Origin of the sequence: Pseudomonas sp. MS15a(2019) (assembly GCF_013277805.1) — a bacterium.
Classification (GTDB): domain Bacteria; phylum Pseudomonadota; class Gammaproteobacteria; order Pseudomonadales; family Pseudomonadaceae; genus Chryseomonas; species Chryseomonas benzopyrenica.
Map to the genome: position 1 here is coordinate 731,712 of NZ_VBTN01000003.1, position 16,952 is coordinate 748,663.

15 protein-coding genes are annotated in these 16,952 nt (G+C 66.9%); 13 read left to right on the plus strand and 2 right to left on the minus strand.

Features of this window, described 5'->3' with window-relative positions:
* The first annotated feature begins 85 nt into the window (after positions 1-85).
* The 10 genes from FEZ61_RS06915 to FEZ61_RS06960 all read left to right on the plus strand — a co-directional run bounded on the left by FEZ61_RS06915 (position 86) and on the right by FEZ61_RS06960 (position 13,369).
* Positions 86-2,119, plus strand: a complete 2,034-nt coding sequence (locus FEZ61_RS06915; RefSeq protein ID WP_242455105.1) for a M13 family metallopeptidase — start codon at positions 86-88, stop codon at positions 2,117-2,119.
* 73 nt (positions 2,120-2,192) lie between these two features.
* On the plus strand, positions 2,193-3,863 hold the full coding sequence (locus FEZ61_RS06920) for a bifunctional protein-serine/threonine kinase/phosphatase (protein ID WP_017642300.1): 1,671 nt from the start codon (positions 2,193-2,195) through the stop codon (positions 3,861-3,863).
* Positions 3,864-3,926: 63 nt separating this feature from the next.
* A complete protein-coding gene (locus tag FEZ61_RS06925; protein WP_017642299.1) occupies positions 3,927-5,171 on the plus strand; it encodes a nitrate regulatory protein in 1,245 nt (414 codons plus the stop codon).
* A gap of 290 nt (positions 5,172-5,461) precedes the next feature.
* A complete protein-coding gene (locus tag FEZ61_RS06930; RefSeq protein ID WP_173147943.1) occupies positions 5,462-6,787 on the plus strand; it encodes a CmpA/NrtA family ABC transporter substrate-binding protein in 1,326 nt (441 codons plus the stop codon).
* Between the two features lie 29 nt (positions 6,788-6,816).
* The gene (ntrB, locus tag FEZ61_RS06935) at positions 6,817-7,662 is read left to right on the plus strand and encodes a nitrate ABC transporter permease (protein ID WP_017642297.1); all 846 of its coding nucleotides are present in this window, start codon (positions 6,817-6,819) and stop codon (positions 7,660-7,662) included.
* Positions 7,663-7,674: 12 nt separating this feature from the next.
* Complete coding sequence (locus FEZ61_RS06940; RefSeq protein WP_017642296.1) at positions 7,675-8,475, plus strand: ABC transporter ATP-binding protein; 801 nt, start codon at positions 7,675-7,677, stop codon at positions 8,473-8,475.
* Positions 8,476-8,716: 241 nt separating this feature from the next.
* Complete coding sequence (gene cobA / locus FEZ61_RS06945) at positions 8,717-9,463, plus strand: uroporphyrinogen-III C-methyltransferase (protein WP_026083990.1); 747 nt, start codon at positions 8,717-8,719, stop codon at positions 9,461-9,463.
* 61 nt (positions 9,464-9,524) lie between these two features.
* Positions 9,525-10,544: a ligase-associated DNA damage response exonuclease gene (locus FEZ61_RS06950; protein WP_017642294.1), complete on the plus strand. Its 1,020-nt coding sequence runs from the start codon at positions 9,525-9,527 to the stop codon at positions 10,542-10,544.
* A complete protein-coding gene (locus FEZ61_RS06955; protein WP_173147945.1) occupies positions 10,541-12,262 on the plus strand; it encodes an ATP-dependent DNA ligase in 1,722 nt (573 codons plus the stop codon). Before FEZ61_RS06950 ends, FEZ61_RS06955 begins: the two co-directional genes overlap by 4 nt.
* Positions 12,263-12,265: 3 nt before the next feature.
* Complete coding sequence (locus FEZ61_RS06960) at positions 12,266-13,369, plus strand: FUSC family protein (protein WP_173147947.1); 1,104 nt, start codon at positions 12,266-12,268, stop codon at positions 13,367-13,369.
* Here FEZ61_RS06960 and FEZ61_RS06965 read toward each other — a convergent pair.
* The gene (locus FEZ61_RS06965; protein WP_173147949.1) at positions 13,309-13,794 is read right to left on the minus strand and encodes a hypothetical protein; all 486 of its coding nucleotides are present in this window, start codon (positions 13,792-13,794) and stop codon (positions 13,309-13,311) included. The two genes, FEZ61_RS06960 and FEZ61_RS06965, sit on opposite strands and share 61 nt — an antisense overlap.
* Positions 13,795-13,797: 3 nt before the next feature.
* Entirely contained in the window at positions 13,798-14,235 is a 438-nt protein-coding gene (locus FEZ61_RS06970; protein ID WP_173147952.1) for a GNAT family N-acetyltransferase, read from the minus strand.
* Positions 14,236-14,585: 350 nt separating this feature from the next.
* On the opposite strand from FEZ61_RS06970, the gene FEZ61_RS06975 reads away from it, so the two are divergent.
* The 3 genes from FEZ61_RS06975 to FEZ61_RS06985 all read left to right on the plus strand — a co-directional run bounded on the left by FEZ61_RS06975 (position 14,586) and on the right by FEZ61_RS06985 (position 16,915).
* Positions 14,586-15,365, plus strand: coding sequence for an ABC transporter substrate-binding protein (locus FEZ61_RS06975; protein ID WP_064308980.1), 780 nt, complete (start codon positions 14,586-14,588; stop codon positions 15,363-15,365).
* 102 nt (positions 15,366-15,467) lie between these two features.
* Positions 15,468-16,208: a histidine ABC transporter permease HisQ gene (gene hisQ / locus FEZ61_RS06980; RefSeq protein WP_173147954.1), complete on the plus strand. Its 741-nt coding sequence runs from the start codon at positions 15,468-15,470 to the stop codon at positions 16,206-16,208.
* On the plus strand, positions 16,205-16,915 hold the full coding sequence (locus FEZ61_RS06985) for an ABC transporter permease (protein ID WP_064308978.1): 711 nt from the start codon (positions 16,205-16,207) through the stop codon (positions 16,913-16,915). Before hisQ ends, FEZ61_RS06985 begins: the two co-directional genes overlap by 4 nt.
* Positions 16,916-16,952: the final 37 nt, after the last annotated feature.

Sequence of the window (16,952 nt, forward strand, 5' to 3'; positions counted from 1 at the left end):
CGCCCTTGGCAGGGTCGCACCGTGACCGCTACCCTCGACCCCTACTCTGCCTTCTTCTGCCCTTTTCTGGAGACCGCTTTCTCCCATGCCTGCGTTGAAACCCCTCGCCCTGACCATCGGCCTGCTGCTTGGCAGCCAGGCTTTCGCCGCCCCTGTCTTCGACGTCACCGAACTGGGTGACCCGGCAACCGCCTGTACCGACCTCGACACCTTCGTCAATGCCAAGTGGGTGGCGGCCAACCCCATCCCGCCGGACAAGTCGCGCTGGGGTTCCTTCATGGCCCTGGGGGAAAAATCACTCAACGACCAGCACGCCATCCTGCAACGTGCCGCGCGCTCGGCGGATCGCGCGGAAGCGGGTTCGGTAGAACAGAAGATCGGCTGGCTGTATCGCTCGGGCATGGACGAAGCCGCCATCGAGCGCGCCGGCTATCAGCCGATCCAGGCGCAACTGGCCGCCATCGATGAGCTACGCACCACGGCCGACGTGGTGAAGTACCTGCAACAGAGCTTCGCCCGCGGCGACATGCAGGTGTTCTCCTTCGGTTCCGGCGCCGACTACCAGAATGCCAAGCAGCAGATCGCCTATGCCTACCAGGGCGGCCTGGGCCTGCCCACCCCCGATTACTACACCGAGGCCGACTACGCCAAGCTGCGCCAGGCCTATCTGGGTCACATCGCCCGACTGCTGGTCCTGACCGGGGTACCCAAAGCCCAGGCGGCCGCCCAGGCCGAGCTGGTACTGGCCTTCGAAAGTCGCCTGGCGCGCGCCTCGGTCAAGCCGGTGGAGCTGCGCAATCCGGAGAACCAGTATCATTACCTGAGCTTCGCCGAAGCCAACAAAGTCACGCCGCATTTCGACTGGCAAGCCTTCTTCGCCAGCCAGGGCGTCACTGGCCAGCAGGGCTTTTCCTTGTCCCAGCCCGGCTTCTTCGCCGAATTCGACCGGATGCTGGCCGAGACCCCCATCGAGCAATGGCAGGCCTATCTGCGCGCCCATGTGATCGACGATGCGGCGCCGCTGCTGTCCAAACCCTTCCAGCAGGAGAGCTTCGACTTCAACCAGAAGACCCTGAGCGGCCAGCAGCAACAGAGCGAACGCTGGAAGCGGGTGCTGCGCACGGTCAACGGTGCCATGGGCGAAGGCCTTGGCCAGCTCTATGTGCAAGAGCACTTCTCGCCCCAGGCCAAGGCCCGCGCCCAGGAGCTGGTGGACAACGTGATGCTGGCGCTCAAGGCGCGCATCGAGCAGCTCGACTGGATGAGCCCCGAGACCAAGCAGAAGGCGCTGGCCAAGTGGGACAGCTTCCTGCCCAAGATCGGCTATCCCGAGCGCTGGCGCGACTGGAGCGGCCTGACCCTCAAGCCCCAGGGCTTCTACGCCAACCTGGAAGCCGCCTCGCGCTTCAACTATCGCCATGACCTGGACAAGATCGGCAAGCCCACCGACCGCCAGGAATGGGGCATGTACCCGCAGACGGTGAATGCCTACTATAGCCCCACCGACAACACCATCAACTTCCCGGCCGCCATCCTCCAGCCGCCGTTCTTCTATCCGGACGGCGACGACGCCATCAACTACGGCGGCATCGGCGCGGTGATCGGCCACGAGGCCAGCCATGGTTTCGACGACCAGGGCAGCAAGTTCGACGGCGCCGGCAACCAGGTGGACTGGTGGACCCCGGCCGATCGCAAGGCCTTCGAGGCCCGCACCGGCAAGCTGGTGGAGCAATTCGACAACTATCGTCCGCTGCCGGATCACCCGGACCTGCACGTCAACGGCAAGCTCACTCTGGGCGAGAACATCGGTGATCTCGGCGGCATCAATGCAGCCTACGACGCCCTGCAACTGGCGCTGGCGAAGAAGCCGGAGGAAGCCAACCGCACCCTCGACAGCTACACCCAGCAGCAGCGCTTCTTCCTCAACTGGGCACGGGTCTGGCGCAGCTCCGTGCGTGAGGAACAGCTACGCCTCTCGCTCAACACCGATCCCCATGCGCCCATGAGATTCCGCGCCATCGGCGCGCCGTCCAACATGCCGTCCTTTGCCCAGGCGTTCAGCTGCAAGGTGGGCGATGCCATGGTCCGACCGGACGAGAAACGCGTGGAAATCTGGTGAGGGTCCGGGGGCGTCCGGTGAACGGGTATCGCTTTTGCATCGGCTGTCGCCCCTCCCTGCCGGCGCCCCTTCCATGCCCCTAGAACTCGCCTTTGCCGAAGCCACCGCGACCGGTCCGCGCAAGGAAAACCAGGACGCCTTGCGCAGCGTCCAGCCCAGTGCGGCCCTGGCGGCGACCAAGGGACATCTGTTCGCCCTGGCCGATGGCGTCAGCGGCTGTCCGGACGGTGGCCTGGCCGCGCGCGCGACGCTCCAGGCCCTGGCCCAGGACTACTACTCCACGCCGGAGACCTGGCCGGTGGCCCAGGCCCTGGAACGGCTACTGCTGGCGCAGAATCGCTGGCTGCAGGCCGCCGGCAATGGCCAGCCACTGCTGACGACCCTTACCGCCCTGGTGATCCGCGGGCGGCGCTACACCCTGGCCCATGTCGGCGACTGCCGTGCCTATCGCTGGCATGGCGGTCGGCTGACCTGTCTCACCGTCGACCACGTCTGGCAGCAGGCCGGCATGCAGCATGTGCTGACCCGCGCCCTGGGGCTGGAAAACCACCTGGTGGTGGATTTTCGCGAAGGCGAACTGGAAGCCGGCGAAACCCTGCTGCTGGTGAGCGATGGGGTTTGGGCCGCGCTGGGCGAAGACAGCATGAGGCGCATCCTCGTCGACTGCGTCAGCGATCTGGACGCCACCGCTCAGGCGCTGGTGGCTGGCGCCCTGCATGCCGGCGGCCAGGACAATGCCAGCGCCCTGCTGGTGCGGGTCGATCGCCTGCCGGACATCTCCCTGGCCGATACCCTGGCCAATGCCGACACCTGGCCGCCGCTGCCTGCCTTGAAGCCTGGCCAGGCCTTCGAGGGCTGGACGGTGGTGGAGCGCCTGGCCGAGTCGCGGCAATCGCTGCTCTACCGGGTCACCGACGAGGGTGGCCGCCCCTGGCTGCTCAAGACCCTGCCCGCGGCGCTGCAATTCGACACTCTGGCCGGTCATGCCCTGCTCATGGAGGAGTGGTTCCTGCGGCGCGTCGCCGGCCGCGCCTTCGTCGAGGTGCATCCGCTGCCACGGCGCGCCCATCTCTATTTCGTGCAGCGCGAATATCCGGGGCGCACCCTGGCGCAGCAACTGACCGGCGACGGGCCCCTGGCCCTGGCCGACTGGCTGGACGTCGCCTCGCGCCTGTTGCGTGCGCTCGGCCAGTTGCACAGACGCAACATCCTTCACCGCGACATCAAGCCGGACAATCTGCACCGCGGCCAAGACGGCGAACTGCGCCTGCTGGACTTCGGCCTGGCCTACTGTCCGCAACTGTCCCAGGATCTGCAGGACAGTCCGGGCACCCCCAGCTACCGGGCCCCGGAATCCTTCGAAGGCGCCGAGCCGAGTCCCGCCCAGGACCTCTATGCGGCCGGGGTGACCCTCTATCAACTGCTGACCGATGGTTATCCCTACGGCGAGGTGGAGCCCTTCCAGCGCCCACGCTTCGGCACGCCCGCCAGTGCCCTGCGCCGGCGTCCGGATGTACCGGCCTGGCTCGACGACTGGCTGCAGCGGGCCGTGGCGGTCGACCCCGCCGAGCGCTTCGAAACCGCGGAAGAAGCCCTGCTGCTGCTAGAGCAGGGCGAGCGGCAGCCGGCAGTCCGCGCTCTGCCGCTGCTGCACCGCGATCCGCTGCGCACCTGGCAGGTGGTCGCGACCCTGTCGCTTCTGGCCAACCTGGTGCTCGGGCTGTTGTGGCTCTATCGCCACTGAGGCGTCCCGGTCTGGAGCAGCTTTTGCAGGCCACTGGCCAGCCTCCTGTTCGAGTCTCGCCCCATGTCCGATCGCCAGATGCCCCCTGCCCTGCGTTTCATGCTGGCGGCCCGCCGTTGCGAACTGCAGCAACTGGAGGGTCTTGCCCTGACCTGCGAGCTGGTGGAGGACGCCAGCGCGCTGGTGCATGACCTGCAGCGCGAGCGCGGCTTCAGCAATATCCTGCTGGGGACGGGTAGCGATCGCTATCGCAGCGCCCTGGAACGGCATTCGGCAACGACGCGCTGCAGCGAGACGCGCCTGCGCGAAGGCCTGGACACCTTCGACGCCAGCCTGGCCCAGGATCGCCCGCGCCTGCTCAATCGCATCGCCTGTGTCCTGCACCTGCTCGATGGCCTGCCGGGCCTGAGGCGCGGCGTGCTCGACCGGCGCCTGGGGATGGAAGAGGCCACCGCGGCCTTCTCGCACCTGATCGGTGGCTTGCTGGCGGTCATCTTCGAGGCGGCCGACACGGCGAGCGACCCGGGTCTCAGCCGGGCCCTGGTGGCGCTGTTCAACTTCATGCAGGGCAAGGAACTGGCGGGCCAGGCCCGGGCGACCGGCGTGGTCGGCTTCGCCCAGGGTCATTTCGATGCCGTGCTGCTGGCCCGTCTCGACGACCTGGACAGTGGCCAGGCCCGTTGCTTCGCCGGTTTCCTCGACCATGCCGATCCCCAGGCCCTGGTCCTCTGGCACGGGGTGCAGGAGTGCGCCTCGCGGCAGCAGATCGAACGGCTGCGCGGCGTCGCCCAGCGCACCTCGGCGAGTGCCCAGGTGGAGCCGGCGCTGGCCGAAATCTGGTTCGAACTCAATACCCGCCGCCTGGACGCCATGCAGGAGGTCGCCCAGCACCTGGTCCTGGAGCTCCGCGCGCGCTGTGCGAAGAGCATCGCCCAGGCCCGGGCGGACCTGGACAGCCATCGCAAGCTGTCCCGCCGCCTGGCCGAGCTCGACCGCGAGCCCAGCACGCCACTGCTGTTCAGCCTGACCGCCAATCCGCTGGGTGAAGCCCGGCCAGGCGAAGGTCAGCCCGGCATCCTCGAATTGCTGCACGAGCAGACCCGACGCCTGCATGAGGTGGAGGCGGAGCTTCAGGAAACCCGCCGCTCCCTGGTCGAGCGCAAGCTGCTGGAGCGCGCCAAGCAGCAGCTCATGCAGCAACTGCAACTGCCGGAGGCGGACGCCCACCAGCATCTGCAGCGACTGGCGATGCGCAGTGGCCGACCGCTGCCCGAACTGGTCCGGCAGCTACTCGGCCAGGAGCCCTAGGTCGGTACTATTCATCGATCAGTATTGGCCATCGTACTGCCTGGGCCCGTTCGGCACCTTCCATGCGCCGCCAGGGCGCACCCCGCCAGCGGAACGCCCCCTGACTGTGCGCCCAGGAACCGTAAAAGGCCTGGATCGCCCGGGATTCCGGGCTTGGCACAGTCCCTGCAGAAGCCCTGGCGAGCGCCATGCGCTCCCACAGCAATCCCCGGACGAAGGTGTCCACGCTCGCAGCCCAAGCCTGCCGAGAGTGGATGCCTTTTTTTGTGCCCGCGAAATAAGGAAGGACGATGGACGACAGCTCGCGTAACGATGACCAGGCCGGTCGCGGACTCCCCCGCCGCAGTTTCCTCAAGCAGTCGCTCGGCGTACTGGGCGCTGGCGCCGCGCTCACGCTGCTGCCACCCGGGCTGAGGTCCGCCGCCTGGGCCTCCGGCAGCGATGCCGTGGAGACGACCAAGGCCAAACTGGGCTTCATCGCCCTCACCGATGCGGCGCCGCTGTTCGTCGCCGACGAGCTCGGGCTGTTCGCCAAGTACGGCATGACCGAGGTGGAGGTGCTCAAGCAATCCTCTTGGGGTACCACCCGCGACAACCTGGTGCTGGGCTCGGCGGCCAATGGCATCGACGGCGCCCACATCCTCACCCCCATGGTCTATCACCTGGCCTCCGGCAAGATCACCCCCAACGGCCAGCCGCTGCCCATGGCGCTGCTGGCGCGGCTGAACGTCGACGGCCAAGGCATCTCCCTGTCAAACGACTACAAGGAGCAGAAGGTCGGCCTAGACGCCAGCGGCTTCAAGACCGCCCTGGCCGCGCGCCAGGCCGCTGGCAAGAAGACCTCGGCCGCCATGACCTTCCCGGGCGGCACCCATGATCTGTGGATTCGCTACTGGCTGGCAGCCAACGGTATCGACCCGAACAAGGACATCACCACCCTGGTGGTGCCCCCGGCGCAGATGGTCGCCAACATGAAGGTCGGCAACATGGACACCTTCTGCGTCGGCGAGCCCTGGAACGCCCAGCTGATCAAGCAGAACATCGGCTACAGCGCCCTGACCACCGGCGAGCTCTGGGCCAATCACCCCGAGAAGGCCCTGGCCCTGCGCGGCGACTATGTCCAGGCCAATCCCAAGGCCACCGTGGCGCTGCTCAAGGCGGTACTGGAGGCCCAGCAATACTGCGACGTGGCGGCGAACAAGCCGAAGGTCGCCGAGATCTGCGCCAAGCGGCGCTGGATCGGCGCGCCCGCCGAGGACGTAGTCGGCCGCCTGCAGGGCACCTTCGACTACGGTACCGGCCGGGTGGTGCAGAACAGTCCGCACCTGATGAAGTTCTGGAACGAGCATGCCTCCTTCCCCTACCAGAGCCACGACCTCTGGTTCATCACCGAGAACCAGCGCTGGGGCTATCTACCCGGCGACCTGGATGCCCAGGGCCTGATCGCCAAGGTCAACCGCGCCGATCTCTGGCGCGAAGCGGCGGCGGCCATCGGTGTCCCGGCCGGCGACATTCCCGCCAGCAACTCGCGCGGCAAGGAAAGCTTCTTCGACGGCAAGGTGTTCGACCCCGCCGATCCCAAGGCCTATCTCGCCAGCCTGACGCTCAAGGCCTGACGTCCACCATCCCTCAAGGAGTGCCGCCGATGAACGCCCACACCCGGCCGCCCAAGGCCCTCGCGACCTTTCGTCCGCAAACCCGTCTGCGTCGCTTCGGCCAGCAGGTGCTGCGCAATGGCCTGCCACCGCTGGTGGTGGGCGCCCTGCTGCTGATCGTCTGGCAACTGCTGTGCAGTCGCCCCGGCGCGGCCCTGCCGCCGCCGAGCCAGGTGGTCAACGACACCTGGGAGCTGATCACCCAGCCCTTCTACGACAACGGCGGCAATGACGTGGGCATGGCCTGGCAACTGCTGGCCAGCCTCGAACGCGTCGCCTACGGCTACCTGATGGCCGCCGTGGTGGGTATCGCCCTGGGCGTGCTGGTGGGCCAGTCGGCCTGGGCCATGCGCGGCCTCGATCCACTGTTCCAGGTCCTGCGCACCGTGCCACCGCTGGCCTGGCTGCCGCTGTCCCTGGCCGGCTTCAAGGACAGCCACCCCTCGGCGCTGTTCGTCATCTTCATCACCGCCATCTGGCCGATCATCATCAATACCTCGGTAGGCATCCGCAACATCCCAGAGGACTACCGCAACGTGGCGCGCGTCCTGCGCCTGAATGGCTGGGAATACTTCCAGAAGATCATGCTGCCGGCCGCCGCGCCCTACATCTTCTCCGGCCTGCGCATCGGCGTGGGCCTGTCGTGGCTGGCCATCATCGCCGCCGAGATGCTGATCGGTGGCGTGGGCATCGGCTTCTTCATCTGGGATGCCTGGAACGCCTCGCGCATCAGCGACATCATCCTGGCGCTGGTCTACGTCGGCGTCATCGGCTTCCTGCTCGACCGGCTGGTGGCCCTCATCGGCCGGCTGGTCACCCGCGGCACCGCGAACTAGAGGACTCCCACCATGGCCCAGCCCTACCTGAGCATCGAACACGTCGACAAGAGCTTCACCCGCAACGGCCTGACCTCCACGGTGCTGCGCGACGTCAATCTCAAGATCGAACGCGGCGAGTACATCTCCATCATCGGCCACTCCGGCTGCGGCAAGTCGACGGTGCTCAACATCGTCGCCGGCCTGATCGAACCCACCTCCGGCTCCATCCTGCTGGAGAACCGCGAGGTCCGCGGTCCTGGTCCGGAGCGCAGCCTGGTGTTCCAGAACCACTCGCTGCTGCCCTGGCTGACGGTCTACGAGAACGTCGCCCTGGCGGTGGACAAGGTGTTCAGGGGCGCCAAGAGCAAGGCCGAGCGCCATGCCTGGACGCTGCACAACCTGGAAATGGTCAACATGAGCCATGCCCTGCACAAAAGACCCAGCGAGATTTCCGGTGGCATGAAGCAGCGGGTCGGCATCGCCCGGGCCCTGGCCATGGAGCCCAAGGTGCTGCTGCTGGACGAGCCCTTCGGCGCCCTGGACGCCCTCACCCGGGCGCATCTGCAGGATGAGGTGATGCGCATCCAGAGCGAACTGCGCAACACCGTGATGATGATCACCCACGACGTGGACGAGGCGGTGCTGCTCTCGGATCGCATCGTCATGATGACCAACGGCCCGGCGGCCACCATTGGCGAGATCCTCACCATCGACCTGCCGCGGCCGCGCGATCGCATCACCTTGGTCGACGATCCCCGCTACAACGGCTATCGCCACGCGGTGCTGAGCTTCCTCTACGAGAAGCACAGCCACCCCGGTGCCGTAGCCTGATGATTCGCCCCGTTTCGAGGCAGCACGCCTCGAAACGGGGCGATTTTGCGGTCTCCCGCGCGCACAAACCCGGGATTTGTCTCGCTGGGGCAACTGGCACGAAGCCTGCAAATCCTCAGACAACTTAGGTCTTTCTTCAACGGCGAGGAAAGACCCTCCGGACAAAGGCGTCCCAGCTGCTTGCAGCGGGACGCCTTTTTTTTGCGTTACAGTCGCCACCCTGGATACGAGAGGTCACTACATGAGCGGGAAAGTCTGGTTGATCGGTGCCGGCCCCGGCGATCCCGAATTGCTGACCCTCAAGGCCGTGCGCGCCCTGGGTGAGGCCGAGGTGGTGATGATCGATGACCTGGTCAATCCGGCGGTGCTCGAACACTGTCCGAACGCCCGGGTGATCCGCGTCGGCAAGCGCGGCGGTTGCCGCTCCACGCCCCAGGCCTTCATCCATCGACTGATGCTGCGCTATGCCCGCCAGGGCCGTTGCGTGGCCCGGCTCAAGGGCGGCGATCCCTGCATCTTCGGTCGCGCCGGCGAGGAAGCCGAATGGCTGGCCGCCCGTGGCGTCAGCAGCGAGATCGTCAACGGCATCACCGCCGGCCTGGCCGGCGCCACCGCCTGCGGCATCTCCCTGACCCTGAGAGGCGTAGCCCGAGGCGTGACCCTGGTCACCGCCCACACCCAGGACGACAGTGCGCCCAACTGGCCGGCCCTGGCCGCCACCGGCACCACCCTGGTGGTCTACATGGGCGTGGCCCGCCTGGCCGAGATCCAGCAGGGCCTGCTGGACGGCGGTCTGGCCCTGACCACCCCGGTGGCCATGATCGAGAACGCCTCCCTGCCCAGCCAGCGCGAGTGCCGCTCGACCCTGCAGGATCTGCAGGCGGACGCCGCGCTCTTCCAGCTGCGCAGTCCGGCGATCCTGGTGATCGGCGAGGTGGTCGGCCAGGCCGCCCTGCAACAGGCCCTGAGCTTCGCCGCCCAGGCCTGAGCGGCGAACTCCGGAGCCCAGCCGCCGTTCCTATGGGTAATCCCCCAGCAGAGCGGCGCCCATGGACCTCGTCATCGCCCGCCCGGACGGCCTCTATTGCCCGCCCGGCGACTTCTACATCGATCCCTGGCATCCGGTGGAGCGCTCGGTCATCACCCATGGCCACGGCGACCATGCCCGGGTAGGCAACGGTCACTATCTCGCCACATCGGGCAGTGCCGGCATCCTGCGCGCCCGACTGGGGGCCGACATCAACCTCCAGACCCTGGAATACGGCGAGGTCATCGACCACCACGGGGTCAGGCTGAGCTTCCATCCGGCCGGCCATGTGCTGGGCTCGGCGCAGGTGCGCCTGGAGTATCGCGGGGAGGTCTGGGTGGCCTCGGGCGACTACAAGGTCGAACCCGATGGCACCTGCACCCCCTTCGAGCCGGTGCGCTGCCATACCTTCATCACCGAATCCACCTTTGGCCTGCCGATCTATCGCTGGCGACCCCAGGCCGAGATCTTTGCCGAGGTCAACCAATGGTGGCGCGCCAACCAGGCCCAGGGGCTGGCCAGCGTCCTCTACAGCTATGCCTTCGGCAAGGCGCAACGCCTGCTGCACGGCCTGGATCCGGAGATCGGCCCCATCCTCGCCCATGGCGCGGTGGAGCCGCTCAACCGGGTCTATCGCGAGGCCGGCATCCGCATTCCCGAGACCCACTACGCCGGCGACTTCAAGAAGAGCGATCCCACGTTGCGCCAGGCGCTGATCATCGCCCCGCCCTCGGCCGGGGGCAGTACCTGGATCCGCCGCTTCGGCGAGCACAGCGACGCCTTCGCCAGCGGCTGGATGATGCTGCGCGGCACCCGCCGCCGGCGCGGGGTGGATCGCGGCTTCGTGCTCTCCGACCATGCCGACTGGCCGGGCCTGCTGTGGGCCATCGAGCAGACCGGCGCCGAGCGCGTGATGGTCACCCATGGCTCGGTCGCCACCCTGGTGCGCTACCTGCGCGACCAGGGCCTGGACGCCCAGGGCTTCACCACCGAATACGGTGAGGAAGACGACACCCCAGTCGCCACGGAGGCCCAGGCATGAAGGCCTTCGCCGAACTCTATGGCCGTCTCGACGCCACCACCTCCAGCAACGCCAAGCTGGCCGCCCTGGTGGACTACTTCGGCAGCGCCCCGGCCGCGGATGCCGCCTGGGCGGTGTACTTCCTCGCCGGCGGCCGCCCCCGGCGCCTGGTGCCAACGCGCCAGCTGCGCGAGCTGACCATGGCGCTCTCCGGCCTGCACGAATGGCTGTTCGAGGAGAGCTACCAGGCGGTCGGCGACCTGGCCGAGACCATGGCACTGCTTATCCCCACCGCCGATGCCGCCAATGCCGAAGGCTTGGCCTTCTGGCTGGAGGAATACCTGCTCCCCCTGCGCGGGCTGCCGCCGGAAGAGCTGGCCGAGCGCCTGCCGCCGCTCTGGGGCGAGCTGGATCGCCAGAGTCTGATGGTCTGCATCAAGCTGATCACCGGCGAATTCCGTGTCGGTGTCTCCAAGCTACTGGTGACCCGCGCCCTGGCCACCCTGGCGGACCTGGATCCCAAGCGCGTCGCCCAGCGCCTGGTGGGCTATACCGATCTCTCCCATCGCCCCACCGCCGAGGGCTATGCCCGACTGGTCGCTCCGGAAAGCCCGGATGAGCATGCCCAGCGGGGTGGTCAACCCTATCCGTTCTTTCTCGCCCACGCCCTGCAACTGCCGGTGGAGCAGTTCGAGGCGCAACTGGGCCCGGCCGAAGACTGGCAGGTGGAATGGAAGTGGGACGGCATCCGCGCCCAGTTGGTCAAGCGTGACGGTCGGCTGTGGATCTGGTCGCGAGGCGAAGACCTGGTCACCGATCGCTTTCCCGAACTGCATCCCCTCGCGGAATCGCTGCCCGACGGTACCGTCATCGACGGCGAGATCGTGGTCTGGAAGGAAGACGCCGCCCCCGACACCCTGCTCAGCAGCGAGGAGGTCAGCGAGCACCAGGATGACCAGGATCCGGCCGCGCCCATCCCCTTCGGCGTGCAGCCCTTCGCCCTGCTGCAGCAACGCATCGGCCGCAAGACCCTGGGCAAGAAGATCCTCGAAGACGTACCGGTCATCCTGCTCGCCTACGACCTGCTCGAATGGCAGGGCCACGACCTGCGCAGCCAGTCGCAACGTCAGCGCCGCGCCGAGCTGGAACGGGTGGTGGCGCGCTGCGCCAGTCCGCTGCTGCGCCCCTCGCCGCTGCTGCACGGCAAAGACTGGCAGGATCTCGCCCGTCAGCGCGAGGCCTCCCGCACCCTGGGGGTCGAAGGCATGATGCTCAAGGCCCAGGACTCGCTCTATGGCGTCGGTCGTACCAAGGACATGGGCACCTGGTGGAAATGGAAGGTCGATCCCTTCTCGGTGGATGCGGTGCTCATCTATGCCCAGCGCGGCCATGGGCGGCGTGCCAGTCTCTATTCCGACTACACCTTCGCTGTCTGGGACGGTCCGCCGGAGAGCAGCGAACGTACCCTGGTGCCCTTCGCCAAGGCCTATTCGGGGCTTACCGACGAGGAGATGCGCAAGGTGGATGCCATCGTCCGCCGCACCACGGTGGAGAAGTTCGGCCCGGTACGCAGTGTCGAGCCGACCCTGGTGTTCGAGCTGGGTTTCGAGGGCATCGCCCTGTCCAAGCGCCACAAGAGCGGCGTCGCCGTGCGCTTTCCGCGGATGCTGCGCTGGCGCCACGACAAGCCGGTGGCCGAAGCCGATACCCTCGACATCCTGCAGCAGCTGCTGGCCTAGCGGATGACCGGCCAGGCACCGCCACCGGTAGCCGATGGTGCCATAGGCGCGCCGCAGGAACCCCGCTGGGCCTTGGCGCTCGCCTGCCTGCCGGCCTTGGCGGCGATCCTGCTTGCCGGCTGGTGGACGGGGGCTTGGCTGCCTTGCGTGGTAGCCCTGGGTGGCGCCTATACCGTCGGCTTCGGCGCCTACAAGAGCTTTGCCGCAGAACCCCTGGCGCCCATGCTGGTGGCGGCGCTGGGGATGGCCTTTTCTACCGTGGTTGGCTCCCTGCTGGGCCATCAGCTGCCGGCGCTGGTCATGGCCGGCGCCCTCTGGGCCGCCTGCTGCGCCTGGCTGTTCGCCGTCGGCAACGGCCCCTGGTGGATCACCCAGCAGTGGACGGTGGCCCTGCTGGTCGCTGGTGGCTTTCCCGGTGATCTGCAGCAAGCCTTGCTGCGGGGCGGCCTGCTGCTCGGCGGTGGGCTGCTGCAACTGCTGCTTTTCGCCCTGGTGCAAAAGGCCCTCTACCGCTCCCAGTGGCGGCTGCGCACCGGCTCCCTGAAGGCCCATCTCTGGGAAGTGGTAGCCCTGTTCGCCGACAGGTTACGGCTCGGCCGCTACGGCTTCTATGCGGCCGCCGTGGTCGCCCTCTGCCAGACCCTGACCGGCCTGCTCGACTATGGCCATGGCTACTGGGCGCCAATGACCGCCCTGCTAGTGCTCAAGCCGCGACTGGGCGACACCTGGCGGCGTGGGCTGGGTCGGCTGGGCGGCACCCTGGCAGGCTGCCTGCTGGCGGGCACGGTGGTCTGGTTCGACGATACGCCCGCCGTCCTGGCCGGTGCCTGCCTGCTGTGCGCGGCGGGCGCCTATCTGCTGCAGGACGGGCGCTACTCGCTGCAGACGCTGTTCATCACCGGCACCACGGTGCTGATGGTCGCCCTGGCCGGCGCCCCCGAGGCGAGCATCGCCTGGGAACGGATCGGCAGCACCCTGCTGGGCGGTGCGGTCGCCCTGCTGTTCCTGGCGCTGGAAGCGGGCGTCGAACGAGGACTCGCCCGCCTTCAGCGACGCCGCCAGTCGCGCCAGGCGAACACCAGCAACCCCAACAAGGCGCCCAGGTAGCTGCCATCGTGCATCCAGGCCGCCAGCAGGAAGCCACGGCTGTCCTGCACGCAGGCGGGAACCCGCTGCACGTTGCCCAGCTCCAGGGCGAGCCAGCCCAGGCCCAGGCCCAGAAAGGCGAAGCTCAAGGCTCCGAACAGGACGGCCGCGCTGCCGTGCCAGAGATAGCGCTCCATGGCAGCACGCCCGCGCGCCAGCCAGAGCAGCGCCAGGCCCAGCGGCAGGCCTGCCACCGCACCGGCCTGCAGGCCGACCCCCGCCGCTCGCCAGCGCGTCGTCACATCGGTGTCGAGCAAACCGAACTGCGGAAATTTCAGGCAGTGGAAGTAGTCCGGACCTATGCGGTAGCTGAGCTGGTCATGCAGCGCCCCATAGAGCGCGGCCAGGGCGATCAGCGCCAATAGCCTGCCCAGGCCTCGCGCCACCGGCTAGCCCAGGGCCTTGTGGTAGCTGTGCAACCCCGCTCCCAGCGGTCGCGGCAGATAGCCACAGTGTTGGTAGCCACACCGCTCATAGAAGGCTGCCGCCTGGGCAGTGCGCAGATACGCGACCTGAGCACCCTGGGTGCGTGCCTTGGCTTCCGCCTGCTGCAGGAGTTGCCGACCCAAGCCACGCTGGCGATGCCCCTCATCCACCCAGAGCACCTCGATCTCCAGACCCTGCCAGAACACTCGCCCCAAGAGGCCGGCAATGACTCGGGAATCCTCGATGATGACCAGCTGTAGCGGGACGTCGGCCGACTCATCGGCCAACTGCGGGTGCTGAGCGCTGACAAACGCCTGGAAACCCTGGGCCACCGCTGCCGCCTGATCAACGCTCGCCTGATGAACCCTGGCCAGCTGTACAGCCTTGCCCCGAACAGCCATTGTTTTCGCTCCCGTTTCCTTTACACCCAGCCACGGCGGATGATTGCTACCGAACCGATACGACCGCTCATCGAATCGGCTCTTCTGCTACCTTTCTGCCCACCTTTGGCGCAGGCGTATCTTTTTAGACCCAAAGCGGTGCGTTCGTCCGCCCTGGGCAGGAAAGCCGCGCCTTTCCGGTGCATAATGCGCGCCGCTCGGCTGGGTCGGCTGCGACAGGATGTAACCAACGCGGCAACCGCGTACAGATTTGGGACGATCTTCGCCGACTGGTAAGCTTATTGCTCCCGCGAGGGCACGGGCGTCGTACTGGCGCCATGATTTCATCCACATTCGCACTAGGATCCGACATGAAAAAAAGCTGGCTGACTCTCTCTGCGCTCGCCCTGTGTCTGGCCGCCGGTTCGGCGATGGCCAAGGAATGGAAAGAGATCCGCTTCGGTGTGGACACCACCTACCCGCCTTTCGAATCCCAGGCCGCCGATGGCAGCTTCGTCGGCTTCGACATCGAACTGGGCAACGCCATCTGCGAAAAGCTGGAAGTGAAGTGCAAGTGGGTGGTGAGTGACTTCGACGGCCTGATCCCCGGCCTGCGGGCGCGCAAGTTCGACGGCATCCTGTCCTCGCTGACCAAGACCCCGGCTCGTGCCGAACAGATCGACTTCTCCGACCTGCTGTGGTCGGGTCCCTCCTCCATGGTCGTCAAGGAAGGCTCCAACCTGCAGGCCACTCCGGAAAGCCTGAAGGGCAAGACCGTCGGCGTGCAGCAGGGTACCATCCAGGAAACCTTCGCCAAGCAGAAGCTGGCGCCCAATGGCGTCAACGTGCAGAGCTACCAGAACCAGGATCAGGTCTATGCCGACCTGGTGTCCGGCCGTATCGACGTCGCCATGCAGGACATGCTGCAGGCCGAGGGTGGCTTCATGAAGTCGCCCCAGGGCAAGGGCTACGTCAACACCGCCATCCACGACGAGCTGCTGCCGGCCGATACCGCCGTCGGTATCCGCAAGGGCAATGACGAGTTCAAGACCTTCGTCAACAAGGGCATCGCGGCCATCCACGCCGACGGCACCTACGACAAGATCCAGAAGAAGTACTTCGGCGACCTGAACCTCTACGATCCCAAGTAAGTTCGGTTCGGCAGACGCCCCCGGTGCCACCGGGGGCGTTTTACGTATGACCGTTGGCGCTCACCGTGCTCGCGGCCTCACCAGGCGATTCTCCCAAGACGCATGCAGCAGAATTCCTTCGACTCCTTCTTGCAGTCCATCGGACTGGGCACGCTCAGCCTGCATGGCTACGGCCCGCTGATCCTGGAAGGCACCCTGACGACCCTCAAGCTCGCCGGCTTCGCGCTGGTGGTGGCGGTCATCCTCGGCCTGCTCGGCGCCTCGGCCAAGCTGTCGCGCCTCGCGCCCCTGCGCTTCATTGCCCAGAGCTACACCACCCTGATCCGTGGCGTGCCCGATCTGGTGCTGATGCTGCTGATCTTCTACAGCCTGCAGAACTGGCTGGGCGCCCTCACCGACTACATGGGTTGGGATTACATTGACATCGATCCCATGGCGGCCGGTATCGCCACCCTCGGTTTCATCTACGGCGCCTACTTCACCGAGACCTTTCGCGGCGCCATCCTCGCCGTGCCGCGCGGTCAGGGCGAGGCTGCCGTGGCCTATGGCCTGACCCGCTGGCAGACCTTCACCCTGATCACCTTTCCGCAGATGATGAGATTCGCCCTGCCCGGTATCGGCAACAACTGGCAGGTGTTGCTCAAGGCCACCGCGCTGGTTTCCATCATCGGCCTGGCCGATCTGGTCCGCGCCTCCCAGGAAGCCGGCAAGGGCACCTTCAAGCTGTTCTACTTCCTGATCGTCGCCGGCGTCATCTATCTGCTCATCACCGCCGTGACCAACGCCATCCTCGGGACCCTGGAACGGCGCTATCACGTCGGCGTGCGGGAGGCCAAGCGATGATCGAACTCCTCCAGCAATACTGGAAGCCTCTGCTGTGGACCGATGGCTACCACATCACCGGCCTGGCCATGACCCTCTGGCTGCTGGTGGCCTCGGTGGTGATCGGCTTCGTCGTTTCGGTGCCCCTGTCGGTGGCCCGGGTCTCGGAGCGCCGCTGGCTGCGCTGGCCGATCGGCTTCTACACCTACGTCTTTCGTGGCACCCCGCTCTATCTGCAGCTGCTGATCTGCTACACCGGCATCTACAGCCTGGGCTTCGTGCGTGACCAGCCCATGCTGGGCAGCTTCTTCCGTGACGGCCTGAACTGCACCATCCTGGCCTTCGCCCTGAACACCTGCGCCTACACCACGGAGATCTTCGCGGGGGCCATCCGCAACACGCCCCATGGCGAAGTCGAGGCGGCCAAGGCCTATGGCCTGGACGGCTGGCGGCTGTACGTGCACGTGATCCTGCCTTCGGCGCTGCGCCGCTCGCTGCCCTTCTACAGCAACGAAGTCATCATGATGCTGCACTCCACCACCCTGGCCTTTACCGCCACGGTGCCGGACCTGCTCAAGATCGCCCGCGATGCCAACACCGCCACCTTCCTGACCTTCCAGGCCTTCGGCCTGGCCGCGTTGCTGTACCTGGCGGTGTCCTTCATCCTGATCGGCCTGTTCCGCCTGGCGGAGCGCCGCTGGCTGGCCTTCCTCGGCCCGACCCACTGACCCAAGCGGCCGCGCCTGGCGCGGCCCCGGAGTTGTC